Source organism: Pantoea sp., assembly GCF_028283705.1.
GTDB lineage: Bacteria > Pseudomonadota > Gammaproteobacteria > Enterobacterales > Enterobacteriaceae > Pantoea.
Genome location: NZ_JAPWKD010000025.1, coordinates 1 through 21,339, shown reverse-complemented (window position 1 = coordinate 21,339; position 21,339 = coordinate 1). Strand labels below are relative to the sequence as shown.

The window sequence follows — 21,339 nt, the reverse complement described above, 5'->3', positions numbered from 1 at the left end:
GGCGCAAATGAAACGGAGAAAAATCAACACGCCAGATTGGGGGGAAGGCCGGATTATGCTAAGGTGCGCGCCTTTACTGAATCTTTTACACCAGATAGTAACTCACCATGGCTTTACTGATTACCCAGCGCTGTATCAACTGCGACATGTGCGAACCGGAATGCCCAAACCAGGCGATCAGCCTCGGTGACGCCATCTACCAGATCGACAGCGCTCGCTGCACCGAATGTGTCGGCCATTATGATGTGCCGACCTGCCTGAGCGTATGCCCCATCGATAACACTATCATTCCTGACCCACAGCACCCCGAAAGTCGCGAAGCGCTGTGGGAGAAATTTGTGGTGCTGCATCACTAGCTTTCGATGATCACCGTGGCACAGGCGTAGTGCCGTTCATCGGCCAGGGTGACGTGGACATGCTGCACACCAAGCTGTCGTGCAATTTCCGCCGCTTGCAGGAAGAAACGTAAACCCGGTTTACCCAGCGCATCGTTGTACACTTCAAACTGATTAAACGCCAGACCGCCACGAATGCCGGTACCAAAAGCTTTCGCCGCCGCTTCCTTCACCGCAAAACGCTTAGCCAGAAAACGCACCGGCTGCTGGTGCGTCTGGTATTGCTGCCACTCGGCTTCGCTCAGCACCCGACGCGCCAGACGATCCCCGGATCGCTCAATGACACCGGCGATGCGCTCAATCTCAACGATATCGCTGCCCAGCCCGAGTATGGCCATTAACGGCGCGCTTCCCGCATCAGCTGCTTCATCTCTTTGACTGCGTCAGCCAGACCACTCATCACCGCGCGACCAATAATCGCATGACCGATATTCAGTTCATGCATTTCCGGTAAAGCCGCAATCGGCTGCACGTTGTGGTAGGTCAGTCCGTGGCCTGCATTCACTTTCAGCCCGAGGCTGGCGGCAAAGGTGGCAGCGATACGAATTCGTTCCAGCTCAGCATCACGCGCCAGCCCTTCAGGCGCTTCAGCATAGGCACCAGTGTGGATTTCAATATAAGGCGCACCGCTGGCGACTGCCGCTTCAATCTGGCGGTGATCGGCATCAATAAACAACGAAACCAGAATTCCCGCCTCACTCAGTTGCCTTACCGCAGCGTTGATTTTGTCCTGTTGTCCCGCCACATCGAGCCCACCCTCGGTGGTCACTTCCTGGCGTTTTTCCGGCACCAGGCAGCAGAAATGCGGTTTGATGTCACAGGCAATGCCGACCATTTCATCGGTGACGGCCATTTCCAGGTTCATACGTGTCTGGATGGTGTCACGCAGAATACGCACATCGCGGTCGGTAATATGACGACGGTCTTCACGCAGGTGCACGGTAATGCCATCCGCCCCAGCCTGTTCGGAGATAAATGCGGCCTGCACCGGATCAGGATAATGGGTGCCACGTGCGTTACGTACGGTGGCGATGTGGTCAATGTTGACCCCTAACAGCAACTCAGCCATGACAATCCTTAAATATGTTTAGTGTGTTGAGAGTGTACCGCGCGACATCCCGCCTGGCATCATTCGCTCGCCGTATCCGGCTTCTTTTTCGGCACAAACTGACGAAAGAGTTCCTGACTCTTGAGCGGTTTACCGCCCAGGTATGGCTTTAGCGCCATACGGGTAAAACGTTTGGCTGCGCGCAGGCTATCCGCATCCGGGAAATCTCGCTCCCATAGCGCCCGCAGCTGGCGACCGGTAAAGCTGCGCTGGTTCACCACCAGGCTGGCAATAAACCCTTTTTCTTCGCGATAGCTGTAGGTCATGCCATCATCCACCTCTTCCCCACTGCCTGCGCAGTGCAGGAAATCGACACCGTATCCCAGGTGGCCCAGCAGCGCCAGTTCAAAGCGGCGCAACGCCGGTTCAGGCGTGCCGCTGGCAGCTGCCAGTGACTGGATGCAATTCAGGTAATCGAAGAACAGTTCAGAGAAAGGAATTTCCTGCTCCAGTACGCGTGACAAGAGTTCGTTCACGTACAGGCCACAGTAGAGTGTGATACCGCTGAGCGGCAGCGCCAGCGATACCGCTTCGGCACTGCGCAGCGTTTTTACTTCGCCGCGCCCGCCCCAGCGCACCAGCAATGGCGTGAAAGGTTGCAAAGCACCTTTGAGTTGCGAACGGCGCGAGCGCGCGCCTTTGGCGAGGACACGCACGCGCCCTTCGCTTTCGCTAAAGAGATCGATCAGCAGGCTGGTTTCGCTATAAGGGCGACTATGCAGCACAAAGGCGCGTTGCCAGCCTTCCATCGGTTAGAGGTCGTCTACATAACCCAGACTGCGCAACGCACGTTCGTCGTCTGCCCAGCCAGATTTGACCTTCACCCACAGTTCGAGGTGCACTTTGGCCTCAAACATCTCTTCCATATCTTTACGCGCTTCAATACCGATGGTTTTGATTTTGGCCCCTTTGTTGCCAATCACCATTTTCTTCTGTCCGTCGCGCTCAACCAGAATCAGGCCGCTGATATCGTAGCCGCCACGTTCGTTGGTTTCGAACTTCTCAATCTCAACGGTAACGGAATAAGGCAGCTCAGCACCGAGGAAACGCATCAGTTTTTCACGGATGATTTCGGATGCCATAAAGCGTTGTGAGCGGTCAGTGATGTACTCTTCCGGGAAGTGATGCTCGGCCTGTGGCAGACGCTTGCGAACGATAGCGGCAATAGTATCCACGTTCTTACCGAATTCAGCGGAAATCGGCACGATTTCAGCGAAGTTCATCTGCTGGCTGAGGAATTGCAGGTGTGGCAGCAGGATGCTTTTATCCTGGATGTTATCAACTTTGTTAACCGCCAGCACTACCGGCACTTTGCCATCACGCAGCTTGTTCAGCACCATTTCGTCATCAGGCGTCCAGCGCGTGCCATCGACCACGAAAATGACCAGTTCAACATCACCAATGGAGCTGCTGGCAGCACGGTTCATCAGACGGTTGATCGCCCGCTTTTCTTCCATATGCAGCCCAGGGGTGTCCACGTAGATGGCCTGATAAGGCCCTTCAGTATGAATACCCATGATGCGGTGACGCGTGGTTTGCGGCTTGCGTGAAGTGATCGACACCTTCTGCCCCAGCAACTGGTTCAGTAAGGTGGATTTGCCGACGTTCGGTCGGCCAACAATCGCGACAAAGCCGCAATAAGTTTCGTGTTCGCTCATTCGAGTCCTGACTTAATCAGCACCGTTCAGGGTGCTGCGATGTGACTATTCGAGGCCGAGTTTAATCAGCGCTTGTTCGGCAGCGGCCTGTTCCGCTTTACGGCGGCTGGAGCCTACGCCCACCACCGGTTCTGCCATGCCACTCACCTGACAGTGAATGGTAAATTCCTGATCGTGGGCTTCACCACGCACCTGCACCACCAGATAAGAGGGTAGTGGCAGATGGCGTCCCTGCAGATACTCCTGCAGGCGGGTTTTCGGATCTTTTTGCTTATCGCCCGGGCTGATTTGTTCCAGCCGCGTTTGATACCAGTCGAGAATCAGCTTTTCGACGGTCTGAATCGTGCTGTCGAGGAAGATGCCACCAATCAGCGCTTCCACGGTATCAGCCAGAATCGATTCGCGACGAAAACCGCCGCTTTTCAATTCACCCGGACCGAGGCGTAAACACTCGCCGAGATCAAACTCCCGTGCCATTTCAGCCAGCGTGTTACCACGTACCAGCGTGGCGCGCATGCGGCTCATATCACCTTCATCAACGCGAGGAAAGCGTTGATAAAGTGCGTTAGCAATCACATAGCTAAGAATTGAATCGCCAAGAAATTCAAGACGCTCGTTATGTTTACTGCTGGCACTGCGGTGAGTCAGCGCCTGTTGCAGTAGTTCCGGATGAGTAAAAGTGTAGCCCAGTTTGCGCTGTAGCTTGTTAATGAGGATGGGGTTCATGCGATTCCAGTTCTTCTGTGCGTCTGTCACTCTGCATACGAAACAGGGCTGAGGTTCCAACACGTTCTGTTTCGTGTGCAGTGGCTCCCCGCAGGGAGCCAACCGTTTTGCCCGCTATGCGGGCCTGTTATCAGTGAATACCGCCGATGCGACTCAGTCGCACGCCGGTTGGCCACTGTCCTTCCTGTTTCTCAAAGCTCATCCAGATAGCGACCGCTTTACCGACCAGATTACGCTCGGGTACAAAGCCCCAGTAGCGGCTGTCGGCGCTGTTATCACGGTTATCGCCCATCATGAAGTATTGCCCCTGCGGCACAATCCACGTGGATTGCGGCTCGCCTGGCTGCTGATAGTACATGCTCGCCTGACTTTGCGCTTCGTTAACCAGCAGGATGTCATGTGTCACGTTGCCCAGCGTCTCTTTACGTGTCCCGAGACGCAGGCCGCCACGCATGGTTTCTCCCGGCGGTACCTGGAAGAAGCCGTTGCCGGTTTCATTGCCATCGAAGCCGCTGAAAGTCTGAATAAAGCTGCTCGGTTCGATATTGGTGTAGGTAATCGGCAGTGCCGTATCGCACTTACTCCCTGCACAGCCCGGGTTAACGGTCAACGTTTTGCTATAAGGATCGTAGACCACTTTGTCACCCGGTAAGCCGATAACGCGTTTGATGTAATCCATGCTCGGATCTTTCGGGTATTTAAATACCGCGACGTCACCTCGCTGCGGATGGCCGGTTGGGATCAGCGTGGTTTGCGTGATCGGATCTTTCAGACCATAGGCGAACTTCTCGACGAGGATGAAGTCACCAATCAACAGGGTGGGCATCATCGAACCAGATGGGATCTGGAACGGCTCATAGACGAAAGAACGAACAATAAACACCACCGCCAGCACCGGGAAAACCGATGCTGCGGTTTCCACCCAGCCTGGCTGCGCGGAGACTTTCGCCAGCGTTTTGCTATCCAGCGTGTTGCCGGCTTGCGCCTGTACAGCAGCCTGCTTAGCACGACGCGCCGGTGCCCATTTAAAACGATCAATACACCAGATAACACCCGTTACCAGGGTGGCGATCGCCAGAATCAGGGCGAACATATTAGCCATTGAGGTTCCTTATTTGCTGTCTTTACCGACATGCAGAATGGCAAGGAATGCTTCCTGCGGCAGCTCAACGTTACCGACCTGCTTCATTCGCTTCTTACCGTCCTTCTGCTTCTGCAACAGTTTTTTCTTACGGCTGACGTCACCGCCATAGCATTTCGCCAGAACGTTTTTACGCAGCTGTTTGACTGTTGAGCGAGCGATAATGTGGTTGCCAATTGCTGCCTGAATCGCGATATCGAACTGCTGTCGTGGGATCAGTTCTTTCATCTTCTCCACCAGATCACGGCCACGATATTGCGAGTTATCACGGTGAGTAATCAGCGCCAGCGCATCGACACGTTCTGAGTTGATCAGCACGTCGACACGCACCATGTCAGAGGCCTGGAAACGTTTGAAGTTATAATCCAGTGAAGCATAGCCGCGTGACGTCGATTTCAGACGGTCGAAGAAGTCGAGGACCACTTCTGCCATCGGAATTTCGTAAGTCAGCGCAACCTGGTTGCCGTGGTAAACCATATTTGTCTGAACACCACGCTTCTCGATGCACAGTGTAATGACGTTGCCCAAATATTCCTGCGGCAGCAGCATATGACACTCGGCGATCGGTTCGCGCAGTTCTTCAATGTTATTCAGCGGCGGTAGCTTCGACGGGCTGTCGACATACACCACTTCGCCATCTGTGGTTTCCACTTCATACACCACGGTTGGTGCGGTGGTGATCAGATCGAGATCGTATTCACGCTCCAGACGCTCCTGGATGATCTCCATATGCAGCAGGCCAAGGAAGCCGCAGCGGAAGCCGAAGCCCAGCGCAGTGGAGCTTTCCGGCTCGTAAAACAGCGAGGCATCGTTCAGGCTCAGTTTGCCCAGCGCATCGCGGAAGGCTTCGTAATCATCAGAGCTGACCGGGAACAGACCGGCATAAACCTGCGGCTTCACTTTTTTGAAGCCCGGCAGCGCTTTATCTGCCGGATTACGTTGCAGCGTCAGGGTATCGCCCACTGGTGCACCGAGGATATCTTTAATGGCGCAAACCAGCCAGCCTACCTCACCGCATTTCAGTTCGGTGCGATCGACTTGTTTCGGCGTGAAAATCCCCAGGCGCTCAGCGTTATACACCTGACCGGTGCTGATCACTTTAACTTTGTCGCCTTTACGCAGCGTGCCGTTCTTGATACGAATCAGCGACACCACGCCAAGATAGTTATCGAACCATGAGTCGATGATCAGCGCCTGTAGCGGAGCATCCGGATCGCCCTGCGGCGGCGGAATGTCACGTACCAGACGTTCCAGCACTTCCGGCACACCGACGCCGGTTTTCGCTGAACAGCGCACGGCATCCGTCGCATCGATACCAACGATATCTTCAATCTCTTCCGCCACACGCTCCGGGTCGGCCGCAGGCAGGTCGATCTTGTTCAGTACCGGTACCACTTCCAGATCCATTTCCATTGCGGTGTAGCAGTTCGCCAGCGTCTGTGCTTCTACGCCCTGACCTGCATCGACCACCAGCAACGCCCCTTCACAGGCCGCCAGAGAACGCGATACTTCATAGGAGAAGTCAACGTGTCCGGGGGTATCGATAAAATTGAGCTGGTAAGTTTCACCGTTCAGCGCTTTGTAATCGAGCGTTACGCTCTGCGCTTTAATGGTAATGCCGCGCTCACGTTCCAAATCCATTGAATCCAGAACCTGCGCTGCCATCTCACGATCGCTCAGGCCACCACAAATTTGGATCAAACGGTCGGAGAGCGTCGATTTACCGTGGTCGATATGAGCGATGATGGAGAAATTTCTTATGTGCTTCATTTATATGAATATCTTCACGTAGAACAGCAGTTGAATACTTGAGCACAGACACATTCAGGAAACGGTATTTTACCTGGAACCCTGTCAGCCTCATTAATGACGACGCATATTACACTGTTAACGCCTTGCGTTAAAGAATGGAACAGCGGGGAATCGCAACAGATTTCAGCGGCTAAGCGCGGAGAAAAAGGCCGCGATTGACGCGGCCCGGCAAGAATCAGATTTCAGTTTCAACTCGCATGGCATCTGGCGGCAAAGCAACATTCAGGATCACCGGTTGAAAAGCCTCACGTTCACCGACTAATGTCGAGACCCCTTTCGCCACAATAAAGCCCCCTGTGCCGCCCAGCAGCGCACCACAGGCGGATGCCAGATCGCTATGGAACAGCATCTGAAACAAACCAGCAACCAGAAACAGGCCAAACAGCGGTGTCATGTAAACCAGCAACGCAGAGCCCAGCAGACTACTCTCACGGATACCCAGCTCAATACGCTGACCAGGTTGTAGCGGTTCCGGGCTGGCGATTTGCATCACGTGGGCATTTTTCGGCCCCAGCTTATTCAGCATGTGGCTGCCGCAGCCTTTACGCGCCGAGCAACTGTTACAGGAGGTCTTCGCTTCGGTATGTAACGTCGCGACGCCCTCTTTCCATGCCACCACGGTGGCCCATTCTCTCATCATTTTGCTGGTCCCGAATCAATGCTGTCCGCAATACGTTTTGCTGTGGCGGGAGGAATCTCACCCACCACGGTAATCTCGCTATTATTGCGCACTTCGGTCTGCACCGTACGACGCCCAGTGCGCAATGTCTGCGCAACGCTATTTTTATCAGCTGGCGTTACGTTAATGGCGAAACTGAACAAACCATCGCTGTAGAGACGGGATTCCACTGTTTTGTTCAGCGCCGGGATATCACGACGGCTCTGCGAAATCAGCGTCATCCCCGCCGGTAGCCATGTTGGCTGCCAGTTGAGCTGAACTTTATCGCCCACGGGTAAGGATAAGGTGGGTGGAAGATTGGCTTTCTCCAACCCCTGCATCAGATTACGCACGCCTTCATCGACAGCAAAACTGATGACGCGGAACTGTTCGAGCGTCTCGCCATCGCGATCCAGCAGATCGATACGTAATGGCAACCTTGTATCGACATCCAGCCACACGACATAGCTGTAACGCGTGCCATCCCGGGAAACAATGCGCATCACTTCACACAGCTGGTCGGCAATACGTGAACGACCAACCGGAATGAAATCGTAGGCGCTGCTCAGACGAGAGAAGTCGGCAAACATTAACGGAGGCAGTGCATCGACGATATGGTTGCCGGGCAGTGTGAACGGATCGAGGCCAGCCTCGAAATAGCTGATGTCATTACCGCGCTGAATCACCTCACGTCGCGGACCGTCCATCTGCAAAAGCTGGGCAAAAACACGGTTGTTGATAATCGCGTGGCGATAACGCAGAGATTCAATGCCGAGACGCGAGACATTGATATAAGCGAATTCGTAATTGAGGGACTGGCTTGCCTGCTCCATCTGCTGTAACAACGCCCCGGACGCAGAGGTCTGCGCCGGGGCGGTAGATGTGTAAAGCAGGCTGCCTGCCAGCAGGCTAACGGCACACCAAAGCTGCTTCATTACTGCTGCTGAATTCCTAACGACTGATTACCGGGAACATTAGCCTGTGCCTGTTGCGGATCGTTCTTTTCAAACTGAACCTGATCGGCATGCAGACGACGTTGCAGCTCATAATCCTGCAGCATCGCGTTGATACGGCGACGCTGTTCCTGCACCTGCTGATTCGAACTGTTGGTATCGAACGCGTCAGAAGGAACTCCCAAACTGACCGGAGAGGCCTTGCCCATCATCGGCAGAGTGTTGAACACCGGAGAATCGGACGATGGCGTCGCGTTGCTACCCGCAGGCTGATTGTAGTGCTGAACACCGACAATCACCGCCAGCGATACACAGGCGGCTAAACCGACCTGCGCCAGTTGCGCTGTCCAGGAACCAGACTTACGCCAGAACGGCATTTTCTTCCAGCTCGCCGGTTCAGGCTGCGCTTCCGGAATCAGCGACGTCACTTTGCGTACCGGTTCATTTTCGATGGCTGCCGCGACACGCGCGGAGATATCAAAATGCAGCACTTCACCCACATCGCCCCGCAGGGTGTCGCGGATCAGATGGTAGCTTTCCCAGCTTTTTTGCAGATTTGCATCCCTGGATAACGACGCCAGCAGCTCGTTATCTAAAGTCTCACCATCCATTAAAGCGGAAAGTTTTTCTTTCTGCATGCTTTGGTACCCTTCCAGTAGCCGTTATCACTGACGTTGGATAAGCGGTTGAACTTTATTATCAATAGCCTCTCGTGCACGGAAGATACGCGAACGTACCGTACCGACCGGACAATCCATGATGGCGGCAATTTCTTCGTAGCTTAATCCGTCCAGCTCTCTGAGGGTAATGGCCATGCGTAAATCCTCAGGAAGCGCCTCAATGGTACGAAAGACAATCTGTTTCAGTTCGTCAGACAACATTAAGTTCTCAGGGTTCGAAATTTCTTTCAACGCACCCGCACTTTCGAAATTTTCCGCGTCGATCGCGTCAACATCACTGGATGGCGGGCGGCGTCCCTGAGCCACCAGATAATTTTTTGCTGTGTTCACCGCAATGCGGTACAGCCATGTGTAAAACGCGCTGTCGCCACGGAACGATTCCAGTGCGCGATACGCTTTAATGAAAGACTCCTGTACCACATCCGGCACATCGCCCGATGGGACATAACGTGAAACCAGGCTCGCCACTTTATGCTGGTATCGTATCACCAGTAAATTAAAGGACTTTTGATCTCCCTTCTGAACCCGTTCAACAAGAACCTGATCCGTTAACTGCTCGCTCATCCGAGGTAATGTCTCCCCAAACTCTTTAAATACGCGTAAATGAACTGCCAGCACATCTCATTAGTTCTGAGCAAGCATGCGCTTAGAGTCATATTCTGGCCTGAAGTTCATTACGACCTGATAATTTTCCGTATCGGCACCAAGACGCCTTTGTTGTTGATTGTCATACAGTGTAGCGACTTGCCGCGCGGGCGACCTTAGGTCGGCACCGATAATCGCTGGCAGAGTAACCCATGACGCTACGATTTTCATCTTTATTACCTGAATTTTCAGTATGTTTGGTATAAAAAACGCGTAAAGACTATTTTCAGACATAACTTACTGAAATCGCGTCGTTATCGCGGAAAAACGTCTAATTTCCCCGCGACAATTGTTCAAAATACTTCACAGCGCGGGCATCCGGGCTTATGCTCAGGGGACCTTTTGTTTAGTAAATTAAACATCATGACCTCATTCTCCGATTATCAGTGTGATGTACTTATTGTCGGCAGTGGCGCTGCTGGCCTGTCATTGGCGCTACGCCTGGCTCCGCATTATCAGGTCACTGTGCTGAGTAAAGCCCAGGTAAATGAAGGTTCGACGCTCTACGCCCAGGGCGGTATCGCCGCCGTGTTTGATGAAACCGACAGCATTGAATCACATGTAGAAGACACCCTGATTGCGGGTGCCGGCTTATGCGATCGCGCTACGGTCAGTTTTATCGCCAGCAACGCACGTAACTGCGTGCAATGGTTGATTGATAACGGTGTGGCCTTCGATAAAGAGCCGCAGGGAGAGGGCGAAGCGCGCTACCACCTGACGCGGGAAGGTGGCCACAGCCATCGCCGCATTCTGCACAGCGCTGATGCGACCGGGCGTGCCGTGGAAACCACGCTGGTCAGCCAGGCCCTGAGTCATCCCAACATTCGTATTCTCGAACGGACCAACGCGGTGGATCTGATCTTATCCGATAAAATTGGCCAGCCGGGTCCACGTCGTGTGGTCGGTGCCTGGATCTGGAACCGTAATCGAGAACAGGTAGAAACCTGCCGGGCGCGTGCGGTGATTCTGGCTACCGGCGGTGCCGCTAAAGTTTATCAATACACCACCAATCCAGACGTTGCTTCCGGTGACGGGATCGCGATGGCATGGCGCGCTGGCTGCCGGGTCGCAAATCTGGAATTCAATCAGTTCCACCCCACCTGTTTGTTCCATCCGCAGGCGCAAAACTTCCTGCTTACCGAAGCGCTGCGCGGTGAAGGTGCATGGCTACTGCGCCCGGATGGTACGCGCTTTATGCCTGATTTTGATCAACGCGCCGAGCTGGCGCCGCGCGATATTGTGGCACGCGCTATTGACCATGAGATGAAACGTCTTGGTGTGGATTGCATGTATCTCGACATCAGCCATCAGCCAGCCAGCTTTGTTCGCGCCCACTTCCCGATGATTTATGAAAAGCTGCTGACCTTTGGCCTGGATCTGACCAAAGAGCCGATACCCATCGTCCCCGCCGCCCATTACACCTGCGGCGGTGTGATAGTCGATCAGCAGGGGCGTACCGATGTCGATGGCCTGTATGCCATTGGCGAGGTCAGCTATACCGGCCTGCATGGCGCGAACCGTATGGCGTCAAACTCCCTGCTGGAATGCCTGGTGTATGGCTGGTCGGCGGCGGAAGATTTGATTCGTCGTCTGCCAGAGATCGAACAGGTCGAGCATCTTCCTGCCTGGGATGAAAGCCGCGTCGATGATGCCGATGAACGCGTGGTGATTCAGCATAACTGGCACGAACTGCGGCTGTTTATGTGGGATTACATGGGAATCGTGCGCACCACCAAGCGGCTGGAACGGGCGCTGCGCCGTATCAACCTGCTACAGCAGGAAATTGATGAGTATTACGCGCATTTTCGCCTGTCTAACAATTTGCTGGAACTGCGCAATTTGGTTCAGGTGGCGGAGTTGATGGTGCGCTGTGCACTGGAACGTAAAGAGAGCCGCGGCCTGCATTACACGCCGGACTATCCTTTCCTGTTACCCGAAGCACAGCCCACGGTACTGGCTCCAGCCCATTACATGAACAGATAGAAATCGCGCGTCAGGCTGCACCAGTCTTCTGAGTATTGCGTGTTCTCATCACGTATCGCCAGCCGCTCCATCAAGTGTTCTCCGGCACTGGGTGAAAACCCAAGCAGCACGCGATGGGGCGGCCGCTGCGCGTATTCTGCCACGTCATAACGAAAACGCAGATGCCAGCCATCCTGCTGTGCCTGCTCAATCATGCCCTGCCCCAGTGATTCGGGCAGCACCACGCAAAAGAACCCCTCTTCTTCTATTAACTGCGCCGCACAACGTAGCAAAGTCTGGTGATCAAGACTATCGGTGGACCGCGCGGCGGCACGTTGCGGGGTCGCACAGGCCACGCCAGGTGCGAAATAAGGGGGATTACTGACGATCAGGGAGTAACGTTGTTCGCAATCCTCTGCCCAATCGGTGATATCTGCATGATGAACCGTCACCCTTGATGGCCAGGGTGAAGCCTGCACATTCTCCTGCGCCTGCCCGGCTGCATCCGCGTCCAGTTCTACGGCATCGATATGCACCTCATCTGGCGTGCGCTGGGCAATCATCAGGGCAATCAGCCCGCTGCCGCTACCGATATCCAGCACCCGCCGCACACCAGCAACCGGTGCCCACGCGCCCAGCAAAATCCCGTCGGTGCCAACTTTCATTGCACAGCGATCGTGAGCAATAAAAAACCGCTTAAAGGTAAAACCATTCTTTTGTAACTGAGGCCGCGGATGCGGCGTCGTTTCTGTCATTCTCTGCAACCACTCAACAAATCCTGCCCAATGGCAGAGCTTCAGTGTAACGTGGCTCGGCAGGGAAAACATCTCCTGGCCGAACGACATCGGCACACAAACAGATGAAGATTATGTTTGTTCTGTCTATAATCAGCGCCCCAAACTGAGGTAGACCATGACCGTAACCACATTCTCCGAACTCGAACTCGACGAAAGCCTGCTGGATGCCCTGCAGGAAAAAGGCTTCACGCGCCCAACAGCCATCCAGGCTGAGGCCATCCCTGCCGCACTGGAGGGCCGTGACGTACTGGGTTCAGCACCGACCGGAACGGGGAAAACCGCAGCTTATCTGCTGCCGGCTTTGCAGCACCTGATCGATTTCCCACGTAAAAAATCAGGCCCGCCGCGCATTTTAATTTTAACGCCCACGCGCGAACTGGCGATGCAGGTTGCCGATCACGCGCGTGAACTGGCAAAACATACACATCTGGATATCGCCACCATCACTGGCGGCGTCGCCTACATGAACCACGCTGAAGTCTTCAGCGAAAATCAGGATATCGTGGTGGCGACCACGGGCCGCTTGCTGCAATACATCAAAGAAGAAAACTTTGACTGCCGCGCCGTTGAAACGCTGATTCTCGATGAAGCCGACCGCATGCTGGACATGGGTTTTGCCCAGGACATCGAAACCATCGCGGGCGAAACCCGCTGGCGTAAGCAAACGCTGCTGTTCTCCGCCACGCTGGAAGGCGACAGCATCAAAGACTTTGCCGAACGCCTGCTGAATGACCCGGTTTCAGTTGATTCGGATCCCAGCCAGCGCGAGCGTAAGAAAATTCAGCAATGGTATTACCGTGCTGACGATCTCGAGCACAAAACCAAACTGCTGGTGCATCTGCTGAAGCAACCTGAAGTCACCCGCTCGATTGTGTTTGTGCGTAAGCGCGAGCGTCTGCATGAACTGGTAACCTGGCTGCATGAAGCCGGTATTCGTTGCAGCTATCTAGAAGGTGAGATGGTGCAAGCCAAGCGCAACGAGGCGCTGAAACGTCTGAATGACGGTCGCGTCAACGTACTGGTGGCCACCGACGTCGCTGCACGCGGTATCGACATCGAAGATGTCAGCCACGTATTCAATTTTGATATGCCACGTACTGCGGATACCTATCTGCACCGCATTGGCCGCACCGCGCGTGCTGGCCGCAAAGGGACTGCGCTGTCACTGGTTGAAGCGCATGACCATGTGCTGCTGGGCAAAATCAGCCGTTATATTAATGAACCGCTGAAGCCACGTACCATCGATGAGTTACGTCCGGAGAGCCGTGCGCCCAGCGCAAAAGTGACCGGAAAACCGTCGAAAAAGGTGCTTGCGAAGCGTAAAGAGCAGAAAGAGAAAGAAGCCGAAAAACCGCGGGTGAAAAAACGTCACCGCGATGCTAAAAATATCGGTAAACGCCGCAAGCCAAGCGGTTCCGGCACACCGGATCAAAGTGTGGAATAAATCAGCACACTAACCAAAAAAATCGCCTCCTGTGAGGCGATTTTTTTATGTTTAACTGCCAAAAATTCCCATTTCGCTCCCCTTTTCACTCTGGTGTTACGAAGCTAAAAAATTAAATACAAAAAAGCCGTACCGGTAAGCACCGGTACGGCCTGGATTGCTGTGTGTCTTTTCGTCAGTTATGCAAAAAAGCCGCAGTTACAGGCTTTCAGTGAAAGTACGGGTGATAACATCACGCTGTTGTTCCGGTGTCAGCGCATTAAAACGTACTGCATAACCTGATACGCGAATGGTCAGCTGCGGATATTTTTCCGGGTGTTTCACCGCATCTTCCAGCGTTTCACGACGCAAAACGTTAACATTCAGATGCTGGCCGCCCTCGATACGTACCTGTGGTTTCTGCTCCACCGGAATTTCGCGGTAAGCAATTTCACCCAGATCGCTGATGGCAACCACCTGATCTTCAGCAAAATCACCTTTTGCACACAGGCAACGTGCTTCAGATTTTTCATCGTCCAGCAGCCAGAAAGAATTCAGCAGCTGCGGATTATTGGTTTTAGTAATTTGAATACCGGTAATCATACATGGCCTCCAGGTCCAGGCGCTGCCACGGTTGAACAGCGCGGTTTTCGAAAATCTTTGATGCTCAGGTATATCATTGACAGAAATGAGCTGTTTTGACCTGCATCAATTTCAACCAGGCCCCCTGGCGCCAGCAAAAACTAAAAAGTTGTTTTATAACAGGTTTACGTTTTAAGTTTTTTTGTAAATTATCAAATTATTTTTGGCCTTCTGCTCCCCGCCCGGACGCGTTAAGCTAGGCGCAATTTTTTGGCAGGGAGTCCATGATGACCGAGAAGCTGACCTGGCACGATGTGCTGGCTGAAGAGAAAGAGAAACTTTACTTTGTGGAGACCCTGAAGGCGGTCGCCAGTGAGCGCGCTGCGGGTAAAACGGTCTATCCGCCGCAAAAAGATGTGTTCAATGCCTTTCGCCTGACCGAGTTAGGGGACATCAAGGTAGTGATATTGGGCCAGGACCCTTATCACGGCCCCAATCAGGCTCACGGACTGGCTTTTTCCGTACTACCGGGCGTAGCCATCCCCCCCTCGCTGCTAAATATGTATAAAGAGCTGGAGCAGGATATACCAGGATTTGTTCGCCCTCAGCATGGCTTTCTGGAGAGCTGGGCAAAACAAGGCGTGATGTTGCTCAACACGGTGCTGACAGTGGAAGCAGGACAGGCACATTCACATGCGCGCTTTGGCTGGGAAACCTTTACTGACAACGTGATCAGCGCAATTAACCAGCATCGCGAAGGGGTGATTTTTCTGCTGTGGGGTTCGCATGCGCAAAAGAAAGGCAGCATCATTGATCGCCAGCGTCATCATGTTCTGAAAGCGCCGCATCCTTCACCGCTGTCCGCCCATCGGGGCTTTTTTGGCAGCCGTCATTTTTCGCAGACCAACACCTTGCTGAATCAGGCCGGGAAACCCGTTATTGACTGGACACCGGTGTTGCCCTGAAACGCAAACGGCCGCATAAGGCGGCCGTTTGTGATTAAGCAGCAAATCAGCTTTTCGCTTTTGCTACCGCAACCATCGCCGGACGTAGCAAGCGGCCGTTCAGCGTATAACCACGCTGCATCACCATCATCACGTGATTAGGTGCCACTTCTTCGGATTCCATCATCGACATCGCCTGATGCACATCCGGGTTGAAAGGCACATTGGTCTCGCCTACCACCTCCACGCCGAATTTACGCACCGCACCCAGCAGTGATTTCAGCGTCAGCTCGATGCCTTCAATCATTGATGCCAGTTCAGAATTCTCTTTGTCCGCCACTTCCAGCGCACGCTCGAGGCTATCGATGACCGGCAGCAGCTCGTTGGCAAATTTTTCCAGCGCAAATTTGTGCGCTTTTTCCACATCCATTTCAGTACGGCGACGGATGTTTTCGATTTCCGCCTGCGCACGCAGTTGTGCTTCACGCACACCGGACTGCGACTGAGCTAATTCAGCTTCCAGTTGCGCGATGCGTTCATCACGCGGATCCACCTCAGCTGCCGTCTCTGCGTCCAAGTGCTGTTGATCCTGTTGAATTTCGTCTGAGACTTGCTCGTTTGGGGTGTTCTGTTCTTTACTACTCATGAATTTCTCCGCGTTTTGCACATTCATCTCGCTGGTTCGCTTATTATGGGGATCAGTTTGACGGTTTCAAGGGAACCCATCACATTGCCTGGCCGTTTTGGCTTATGAGGAATACGAGCGCAAATGAACAAACACTTTAACTGCATTGGGATCGTCGGCCATCCCCGCCATCCTACTGCGTTAACTACCCATGAAATGCTGTGGCGCTGGCTGACAGCAAAAGGCTATAAGGTGATTGTTGAGCAGCAAATTGCGCGCGAACTGGCACTGAAAAATGTGCAAACCGGCACGCTGGCGGAAATTGGCCAGCAGGCCGACCTGGCTGTCGTGGTCGGTGGCGACGGCAACATGCTCGGAGCCGCGCGCGTGCTGGCCCGTTACGATATCAAAGTGATTGGTATTAACCGTGGAAATCTGGGTTTTCTGACCGATCTCGATCCAGACAACGCCCAGCAACAGCTGGATGATGTACTGCAAGGCGATTATTTCGTCGAAAGCCGTTTTTTACTGGAAGCGCAGGTATGCAAAGAAGATTGCTCACCGCGTATTGGTAGCGCCATTAATGAAGTGGTTCTGCATCCGGGAAAAGTAGCGCATATGATTGAATTTGAAGTCTATATCGATGAGGTTTTTGCCTTCTCGCAACGTTCCGATGGCCTGATTATCTCCACACCGACGGGGTCAACCGCTTATTCACTCTCCGCTGGTGGCCCGATTCTGACACCTTCGCTGGAAGCTATCGTGCTGGTACCGATGTTCCCGCATACTCTATCTGCGCGTCCGCTGGTGATCAACAGTAACAGTACCATTCGCCTGCGTTTCTCCTCACGCCGCAACGATTTGGAGATCAGCTGCGATAGCCAGATTGCATTGCCGATTCAGGAGGGTGAAGATGTGTTGATTCGCCGCAGCACCCATCACCTCAATCTAATTCACCCTAAAAATTACAATTATTTTAATACGTTAAGCTCAAAGCTTGGCTGGTCAAAAAAATTGTTCTGAACCACTTTACTGGATAAAAAACCAGTTTATACTGTATGAAAAACCATATCTGTTTTTCTATACAGGTGAATTTATGCTGGCACAACTTACCATCAGTAATTTTGCTATCGTTCGTGAACTGGAAATCGATTTTCACCGTGGCATGACAGCGATCACAGGTGAAACCGGCGCAGGAAAATCCATCGCAATTGATGCGCTTGGCTTGTGCCTTGGTGGTCGTGCCGAAGCAGATATGGTGCGTCAGGGAGCGAATCGTGCGGATATTTGTGCACGCTTTCAGCTGAAAGCCTCACCGTCTGCCCAACGCTGGCTGGTGGAAAATCAACTGGATGACGGCAATGAATGCCTGTTACGCCGCGTGATCAGTGCCGATGGCCGGTCACGCGGTTTTATCAACGGCACGTCGGTCCCACTTTCTCAACTACGTGAACTGGGTCAGTTGTTGATTCAGATTCATGGCCAGCATGCCCACCAACTGTTGCTCAAACCCGAACATCAAAAGCATCTGCTCGATGCTTATGCTGCACACGATGCTCTGCTGGTCAAGATGCGTACCCACTATCAACACTGGCATCAAAGCTGCCGTGCACTGGCCCAGCATCAGCAACTCTCCCAGGAGCGGGAAGCACGCCGCGAGCTGTTGCAGTACCAGTTGAAAGAGTTGAATGAGTTTGCACCGCAACCCGGTGAGTTTGAGCAAATCGACGAAGAATATAAACGTCTCGCCAACAGTGGTCAGTTGCTCTCGACCAGCCAGCAGGCCTTGCAGATTCTGGCCGACAGCGAAGACACCAATATGCAAAGTCTGCTGTATAGCGCACGTCAGATGCTGAGCGAACTGGTCACGCTGGATGATAAAGTCGGTGGCGTATTTAATCTGCTGGAAGAAGCAGCAATCCAGTTGAGTGAGGCCAGCGATGAACTGCGCCACTATTGCGACCGCCTCGATCTCGATCCCAATCGTCTGCACGAACTGGAGCAACGCCTGTCGCGCCAGATCGCACTGGCACGCAAGCATCATGTCACACCCGAAGCGCTGCCCGTGTTGTATCAGCAACTGCTGGATGAAGCCGAACAACTCTCTCAGCAGGAAAGCGATCAGGAGACATTACAGACTGCTGTCGCTGCACATCATCACGAAGCACTGGCGAGCGCCACGCTGCTGCATCAGCAACGTGAGGTTGCAGCACAGGAACTGACCCGGTTAATCACCCAAAGCATGCGCATGCTGGCAATGCCGCACGGTGAATTCGCGATTGTGCTGGAATTCAACCCGGAGCAGCTGACTGCCGAAGGAGCCAGCCGCATTGATTTTCGCGTGACGACTAACCCTGGCCAGCCATTGCAGCCGCTCGGGAAAGTGGCATCAGGGGGTGAATTGTCGCGTATCGCGCTGGCAATTCAGGTCATTACTGCGCAGAAAATGGAAACTCCGGCAATGATCTTTGATGAAGTGGATGTTGGTATCAGTGGCCCGACAGCTGCCGTTGTCGGCCAGATGTTACGTCAGTTGGGTGAATCAACCCAGGTGATGTGCGTGACGCACTTGCCACAGGTTGCCGGTTGTGGTCATCAACATTTCTTCGTCAGCAAAGAAACGGATGGTGCAATGACAGAAACGCACATGCAACCGCTTGATAAACGTGCACGCCTGCAGGAACTGGCACGGCTGCTGGGCGGTAGTGAAGTGACACGCAACACGCTGGCGAACGCAAAAGAACTTTTAGCAGCCTGATACCGCACTTTTTTCCGGCCCGATGGTCATATGCTTGCTCTGTAGAGGTTTCCAATAGCGAAAAGGTTTATTATCATCGGCACTTATGTCGCCAGAGTAATAAAGCCTGCCGCAGGCAGAGTTCAGAATTTGATGGCAAAAAAACAGCCTGATGAAAAGGCGTTTGGCCCCAGAAAAGGAATGTAGAGATGCGCTGTAAAATGCTGACTGCCGCGGCAGTGGTAATGTTGATGATGACCGCCGGATGTTCCACCCTTGAGCGCGTTGTATACCGTCCTGATATCAATCAGGGGAACTACCTGGTCGCCAATGATGTGGCTAAAATCCACACTGGCATGACGCAGCAGCAGGTCGCGTATACCCTCGGTACCCCGATGATGCGCGATCCCTTCGGTAGCAATGTCTGGTACTACGTTTTCCGCCAGGAACCCGGTCATGAAAGCGTGAAACAACAGACGCTGACGCTGACTTTCGATAGCAATGGCGTGCTGACTAACATCGACAACAAACCGCGTCTCACTGGCAGCGAAGGCTAAGTAAGATGCAATAAAAAAGGCGCCTGGAGCGCCTTTTTTGTTTCTGCCATTTCGCTATTTTTTCTCAGCTGAGCGTTCCGCTCGCTGGCGTCTCATCTCTTTCGGGTCGGCAATCAGCGGACGATAGATTTCCACGCGATCGCCATCCTGCAACGTATCATCCAGTTTTACCGGGCGGCTGAACACACCGACTTTATTCGTTTTCAGATCGATATCTTTGCGCAGAGATAACAGTCCTGAGGCTTTAATCGCCTCCTCCACTGTCGCACCCTCTTCCAGCGTTACGGTGCGCAGGTACTGTTTGTCCGGCAGGGCATAAACAACTTCTATCGTGATATCAGGCACGATAGACCTCTTTGGCGCGTTTAGTAAAGGCCAGCACCATATTGTTAGCCAGCTCTTTAAATACCCGGCCGAACGCCATCTCTACCAGCATGTTGGTGAACTCAAAATCCAGACTCAACTCGACCTTGCAAGCATCGTCACCCAGTGAAGTAAAGTGCCAGCCCCCGGTCAGCTTGCGGAACGGACCGTCAACCAGCTGCATATGAATGCTTTGATTGCTGGTCAATGTGTTACGCGTAGTAAAAGTCTTACTGATGCCTGCTTTGGAGACATCGACAGCAGCTGTCATTTGATTACCGCTGTTTTCCAGCACCCGACTGCCGGTGCAACCCGGAAGAAATTCAGGATAAGCATCCACATCATTCACGAGCTGGTACATCTGCTCAGCGCTGTAGGGGACCAGCGCTGAACGACTTATCTGGGCCATAATGGTTCCTGTTCATCACAAAACCGTTGAATAATACCATTTTCAGCCATTAAACAAAAATTCACGGCTTTGCCAGCTGTGCTAAAATAGCCTGTTTTTTACCGCCCCGCAGGACAGGGGATGCGTCCACAGACTGAGTGATGTAGACTACGCCGCACTATGACAAAGAAAAAAGCTAACAAACCCGGTTCAGCCACTATTGCCCTCAACAAACGCGCTCGCCATGAATACTTCATTGAAGAAGAGTTCGAAGCGGGTATGTCGTTGCAAGGATGGGAAGTCAAATCTCTCCGCGCTGGCAAAGCCAACATCAGCGACAGCTATATTCTGCTGCGCGATGGCGAAGCCTATCTGTTTGGTTCGACTTTTCAACCGCTGGCGGTGGCCTCTACACATGTGGTGTGCGACCCAACCCGCAACCGTAAACTTCTGCTGAAGCAGCGTGAACTTGATTCGCTCTATGGCCGTGTCAATCGCGAAGGTTACACGGTAGTCGCCTTGTCGATTTACTGGAAAAATGCCTGGGCCAAACTGAAGATTGGTGTGGCACGCGGTAAGAAAGAGCACGACAAACGCGAGGATATCAAAGAACGCGAGTGGAAGATGGATAAAGCGCGCATCATGAAAAATTCCAACCGCTAAGGGATGGAATCTACAGTTTTTTTTGCTATAATTAAAAGTTCCTGGGGCTGATTCTGGATTCGACGGGATTGTGAACCCTTAGGTGCATGCCGAGGTGCGGTAGGCCTCGATAAAAAACCGCAAAAAAATAGTCGCAAACGACGAAAACTACGAATCTGCTGACAACGCTTACGCGTTAGCAGCTTAATCAGCTTAATAAACTGAAGATTCCCTCTCTCCCTAGCCTCCGCTCTTAGGACGGGGATCAAGAGAGGTCAAACCCAAAAGAGATCGCGTGGATGCCTTGCCTGGGGTTGAAGCGTTAAATCCAATCAGGCTAGTTTGTTAGTGGCGTGTCCATCCGCAGCTGGCAGGCGAATGTAAAGACTGGACTAAGCATGTAGTACCAACGGCGTAGTAATTTCGGACGCGGGTTCAACTCCCGCCAGCTCCACCAAAATTCTTCAAAGATGGTTCCAGAGCCATCCGCAGAAGTCCTGAAAGCCCGCACAGCGTAAGCCTTGCGGGCTTTTTTGTGTCTGT

Annotated in this window: 24 protein-coding genes and 1 other RNA gene; 9 read left to right on the top strand and 16 right to left on the bottom strand. The window is 53.1% G+C overall.

The features are described from left to right. The first annotated feature begins 107 nt into the window (after nucleotides 1–107). Nucleotides 108–356, top strand: a complete 249-nt coding sequence (locus tag PW844_RS21015) for a YfhL family 4Fe-4S dicluster ferredoxin (RefSeq protein WP_084876346.1) — start codon at nucleotides 108–110, stop codon at nucleotides 354–356. Here PW844_RS21015 and acpS read toward each other — a convergent pair. The 11 genes from acpS to rpoE form a co-directional block, all read right to left on the bottom strand. Further along, nucleotides 353–733: a holo-ACP synthase gene (gene acpS, locus PW844_RS21010; RefSeq protein ID WP_299456014.1), complete on the bottom strand. Its 381-nt coding sequence runs from the start codon at nucleotides 731–733 to the stop codon at nucleotides 353–355. The two genes, PW844_RS21015 and acpS, sit on opposite strands and share 4 nt — an antisense overlap. Continuing rightward, nucleotides 733–1,464 carry a pyridoxine 5'-phosphate synthase gene (pdxJ, locus tag PW844_RS21005; RefSeq protein ID WP_299456012.1) on the bottom strand — a complete coding sequence of 244 codons (732 nt, stop codon included), beginning with the start codon at nucleotides 1,462–1,464 and terminating at the stop codon, nucleotides 733–735. Before pdxJ ends, acpS begins: the two co-directional genes overlap by 1 nt. Nucleotides 1,465–1,523: 59 nt before the next feature. Further along, nucleotides 1,524–2,252, bottom strand: a complete 729-nt coding sequence (gene recO / locus PW844_RS21000; protein ID WP_299456010.1) for a DNA repair protein RecO — start codon at nucleotides 2,250–2,252, stop codon at nucleotides 1,524–1,526. Between the two features lie 3 nt (nucleotides 2,253–2,255). Continuing rightward, nucleotides 2,256–3,161, bottom strand: coding sequence for a GTPase Era (gene era / locus PW844_RS20995; protein ID WP_084876350.1), 906 nt, complete (start codon nucleotides 3,159–3,161; stop codon nucleotides 2,256–2,258). 45 nt (nucleotides 3,162–3,206) lie between these two features. After that, entirely contained in the window at nucleotides 3,207–3,887 is a 681-nt protein-coding gene (gene rnc, locus PW844_RS20990) for a ribonuclease III (protein WP_208716115.1), read from the bottom strand. 130 nt (nucleotides 3,888–4,017) lie between these two features. Next, a complete protein-coding gene (gene lepB, locus PW844_RS20985) occupies nucleotides 4,018–4,989 on the bottom strand; it encodes a signal peptidase I (protein ID WP_299456006.1) in 972 nt (323 codons plus the stop codon). Between the two features lie 9 nt (nucleotides 4,990–4,998). After that, nucleotides 4,999–6,798, bottom strand: a complete 1,800-nt coding sequence (gene lepA / locus PW844_RS20980; protein WP_084876353.1) for a translation elongation factor 4 — start codon at nucleotides 6,796–6,798, stop codon at nucleotides 4,999–5,001. Between the two features lie 217 nt (nucleotides 6,799–7,015). Continuing rightward, entirely contained in the window at nucleotides 7,016–7,480 is a 465-nt protein-coding gene (gene rseC, locus PW844_RS20975) for a SoxR-reducing system protein RseC (protein WP_299456000.1), read from the bottom strand. Then, nucleotides 7,477–8,433 (bottom strand): sigma-E factor regulatory protein RseB, encoded by a 957-nt coding sequence (rseB, locus tag PW844_RS20970; RefSeq protein WP_299455998.1) that lies wholly within the window; start codon nucleotides 8,431–8,433, stop codon nucleotides 7,477–7,479. Before rseB ends, rseC begins: the two co-directional genes overlap by 4 nt. Next, nucleotides 8,433–9,089, bottom strand: a complete 657-nt coding sequence (gene rseA / locus PW844_RS20965) for an anti-sigma-E factor RseA (protein WP_299455996.1) — start codon at nucleotides 9,087–9,089, stop codon at nucleotides 8,433–8,435. The genes rseB and rseA overlap by 1 nt, the downstream gene beginning before the upstream one ends. A gap of 27 nt (nucleotides 9,090–9,116) precedes the next feature. After that, complete coding sequence (gene rpoE / locus PW844_RS20960) at nucleotides 9,117–9,695, bottom strand: RNA polymerase sigma factor RpoE (protein WP_010617748.1); 579 nt, start codon at nucleotides 9,693–9,695, stop codon at nucleotides 9,117–9,119. Nucleotides 9,696–10,139: 444 nt separating this feature from the next. Here rpoE and nadB point away from each other — a divergent pair, with 444 nt between their 5' ends. Continuing rightward, nucleotides 10,140–11,759: an L-aspartate oxidase gene (nadB, locus tag PW844_RS20955; RefSeq protein ID WP_299456192.1), complete on the top strand. Its 1,620-nt coding sequence runs from the start codon at nucleotides 10,140–10,142 to the stop codon at nucleotides 11,757–11,759. Here nadB and PW844_RS20950 read toward each other — a convergent pair. Further along, complete coding sequence (locus tag PW844_RS20950) at nucleotides 11,744–12,493, bottom strand: tRNA1(Val) (adenine(37)-N6)-methyltransferase (RefSeq protein ID WP_299455983.1); 750 nt, start codon at nucleotides 12,491–12,493, stop codon at nucleotides 11,744–11,746. The two genes, nadB and PW844_RS20950, sit on opposite strands and share 16 nt — an antisense overlap. Nucleotides 12,494–12,650: 157 nt before the next feature. Here PW844_RS20950 and srmB point away from each other — a divergent pair, with 157 nt between their 5' ends. Then, nucleotides 12,651–13,979, top strand: coding sequence for an ATP-dependent RNA helicase SrmB (gene srmB / locus PW844_RS20945; RefSeq protein WP_208716125.1), 1,329 nt, complete (start codon nucleotides 12,651–12,653; stop codon nucleotides 13,977–13,979). A gap of 198 nt (nucleotides 13,980–14,177) precedes the next feature. On the opposite strand, the gene grcA is transcribed toward srmB, so the two are convergent. Next, nucleotides 14,178–14,561, bottom strand: a complete 384-nt coding sequence (gene grcA, locus PW844_RS20940; RefSeq protein WP_084876360.1) for an autonomous glycyl radical cofactor GrcA — start codon at nucleotides 14,559–14,561, stop codon at nucleotides 14,178–14,180. A 266-nt stretch (nucleotides 14,562–14,827) separates the two neighbouring features. Here grcA and ung point away from each other — a divergent pair, with 266 nt between their 5' ends. Further along, the gene (ung, locus tag PW844_RS20935; RefSeq protein WP_299456191.1) at nucleotides 14,828–15,505 is read left to right on the top strand and encodes a uracil-DNA glycosylase; all 678 of its coding nucleotides are present in this window, start codon (nucleotides 14,828–14,830) and stop codon (nucleotides 15,503–15,505) included. Nucleotides 15,506–15,551: 46 nt separating this feature from the next. On the opposite strand, the gene grpE is transcribed toward ung, so the two are convergent. Beyond that, entirely contained in the window at nucleotides 15,552–16,130 is a 579-nt protein-coding gene (grpE, locus tag PW844_RS20930; protein ID WP_084878548.1) for a nucleotide exchange factor GrpE, read from the bottom strand. Between the two features lie 123 nt (nucleotides 16,131–16,253). Between grpE and nadK the strand changes: the two genes are divergently transcribed. The 3 genes from nadK (at nucleotide 16,254) to bamE (ending at nucleotide 19,403) form a co-directional block, all read left to right on the top strand. Continuing rightward, a complete protein-coding gene (gene nadK, locus PW844_RS20925) occupies nucleotides 16,254–17,132 on the top strand; it encodes an NAD(+) kinase (RefSeq protein WP_299455978.1) in 879 nt (292 codons plus the stop codon). Between the two features lie 73 nt (nucleotides 17,133–17,205). Then, the gene (gene recN, locus PW844_RS20920) at nucleotides 17,206–18,867 is read left to right on the top strand and encodes a DNA repair protein RecN (RefSeq protein ID WP_299455976.1); all 1,662 of its coding nucleotides are present in this window, start codon (nucleotides 17,206–17,208) and stop codon (nucleotides 18,865–18,867) included. Between the two features lie 188 nt (nucleotides 18,868–19,055). Beyond that, entirely contained in the window at nucleotides 19,056–19,403 is a 348-nt protein-coding gene (gene bamE / locus PW844_RS20915; protein ID WP_299455974.1) for an outer membrane protein assembly factor BamE, read from the top strand. Nucleotides 19,404–19,457: 54 nt separating this feature from the next. On the opposite strand, the gene PW844_RS20910 is transcribed toward bamE, so the two are convergent. Then, complete coding sequence (locus PW844_RS20910; RefSeq protein ID WP_299455972.1) at nucleotides 19,458–19,748, bottom strand: RnfH family protein; 291 nt, start codon at nucleotides 19,746–19,748, stop codon at nucleotides 19,458–19,460. Beyond that, the gene (locus PW844_RS20905; RefSeq protein ID WP_299455970.1) at nucleotides 19,741–20,175 is read right to left on the bottom strand and encodes a type II toxin-antitoxin system RatA family toxin; all 435 of its coding nucleotides are present in this window, start codon (nucleotides 20,173–20,175) and stop codon (nucleotides 19,741–19,743) included. The genes PW844_RS20910 and PW844_RS20905 overlap by 8 nt, the downstream gene beginning before the upstream one ends. A 159-nt stretch (nucleotides 20,176–20,334) precedes the next feature. On the opposite strand from PW844_RS20905, the gene smpB reads away from it, so the two are divergent. Both smpB and ssrA read left to right on the top strand, forming a co-directional pair. Next, the gene (gene smpB, locus PW844_RS20900; RefSeq protein ID WP_299455968.1) at nucleotides 20,335–20,817 is read left to right on the top strand and encodes an SsrA-binding protein SmpB; all 483 of its coding nucleotides are present in this window, start codon (nucleotides 20,335–20,337) and stop codon (nucleotides 20,815–20,817) included. 43 nt (nucleotides 20,818–20,860) lie between these two features. Further along, nucleotides 20,861–21,253: a transfer-messenger RNA gene (gene ssrA, locus PW844_RS20895) on the top strand. Nucleotides 21,254–21,339: the final 86 nt, after the last annotated feature.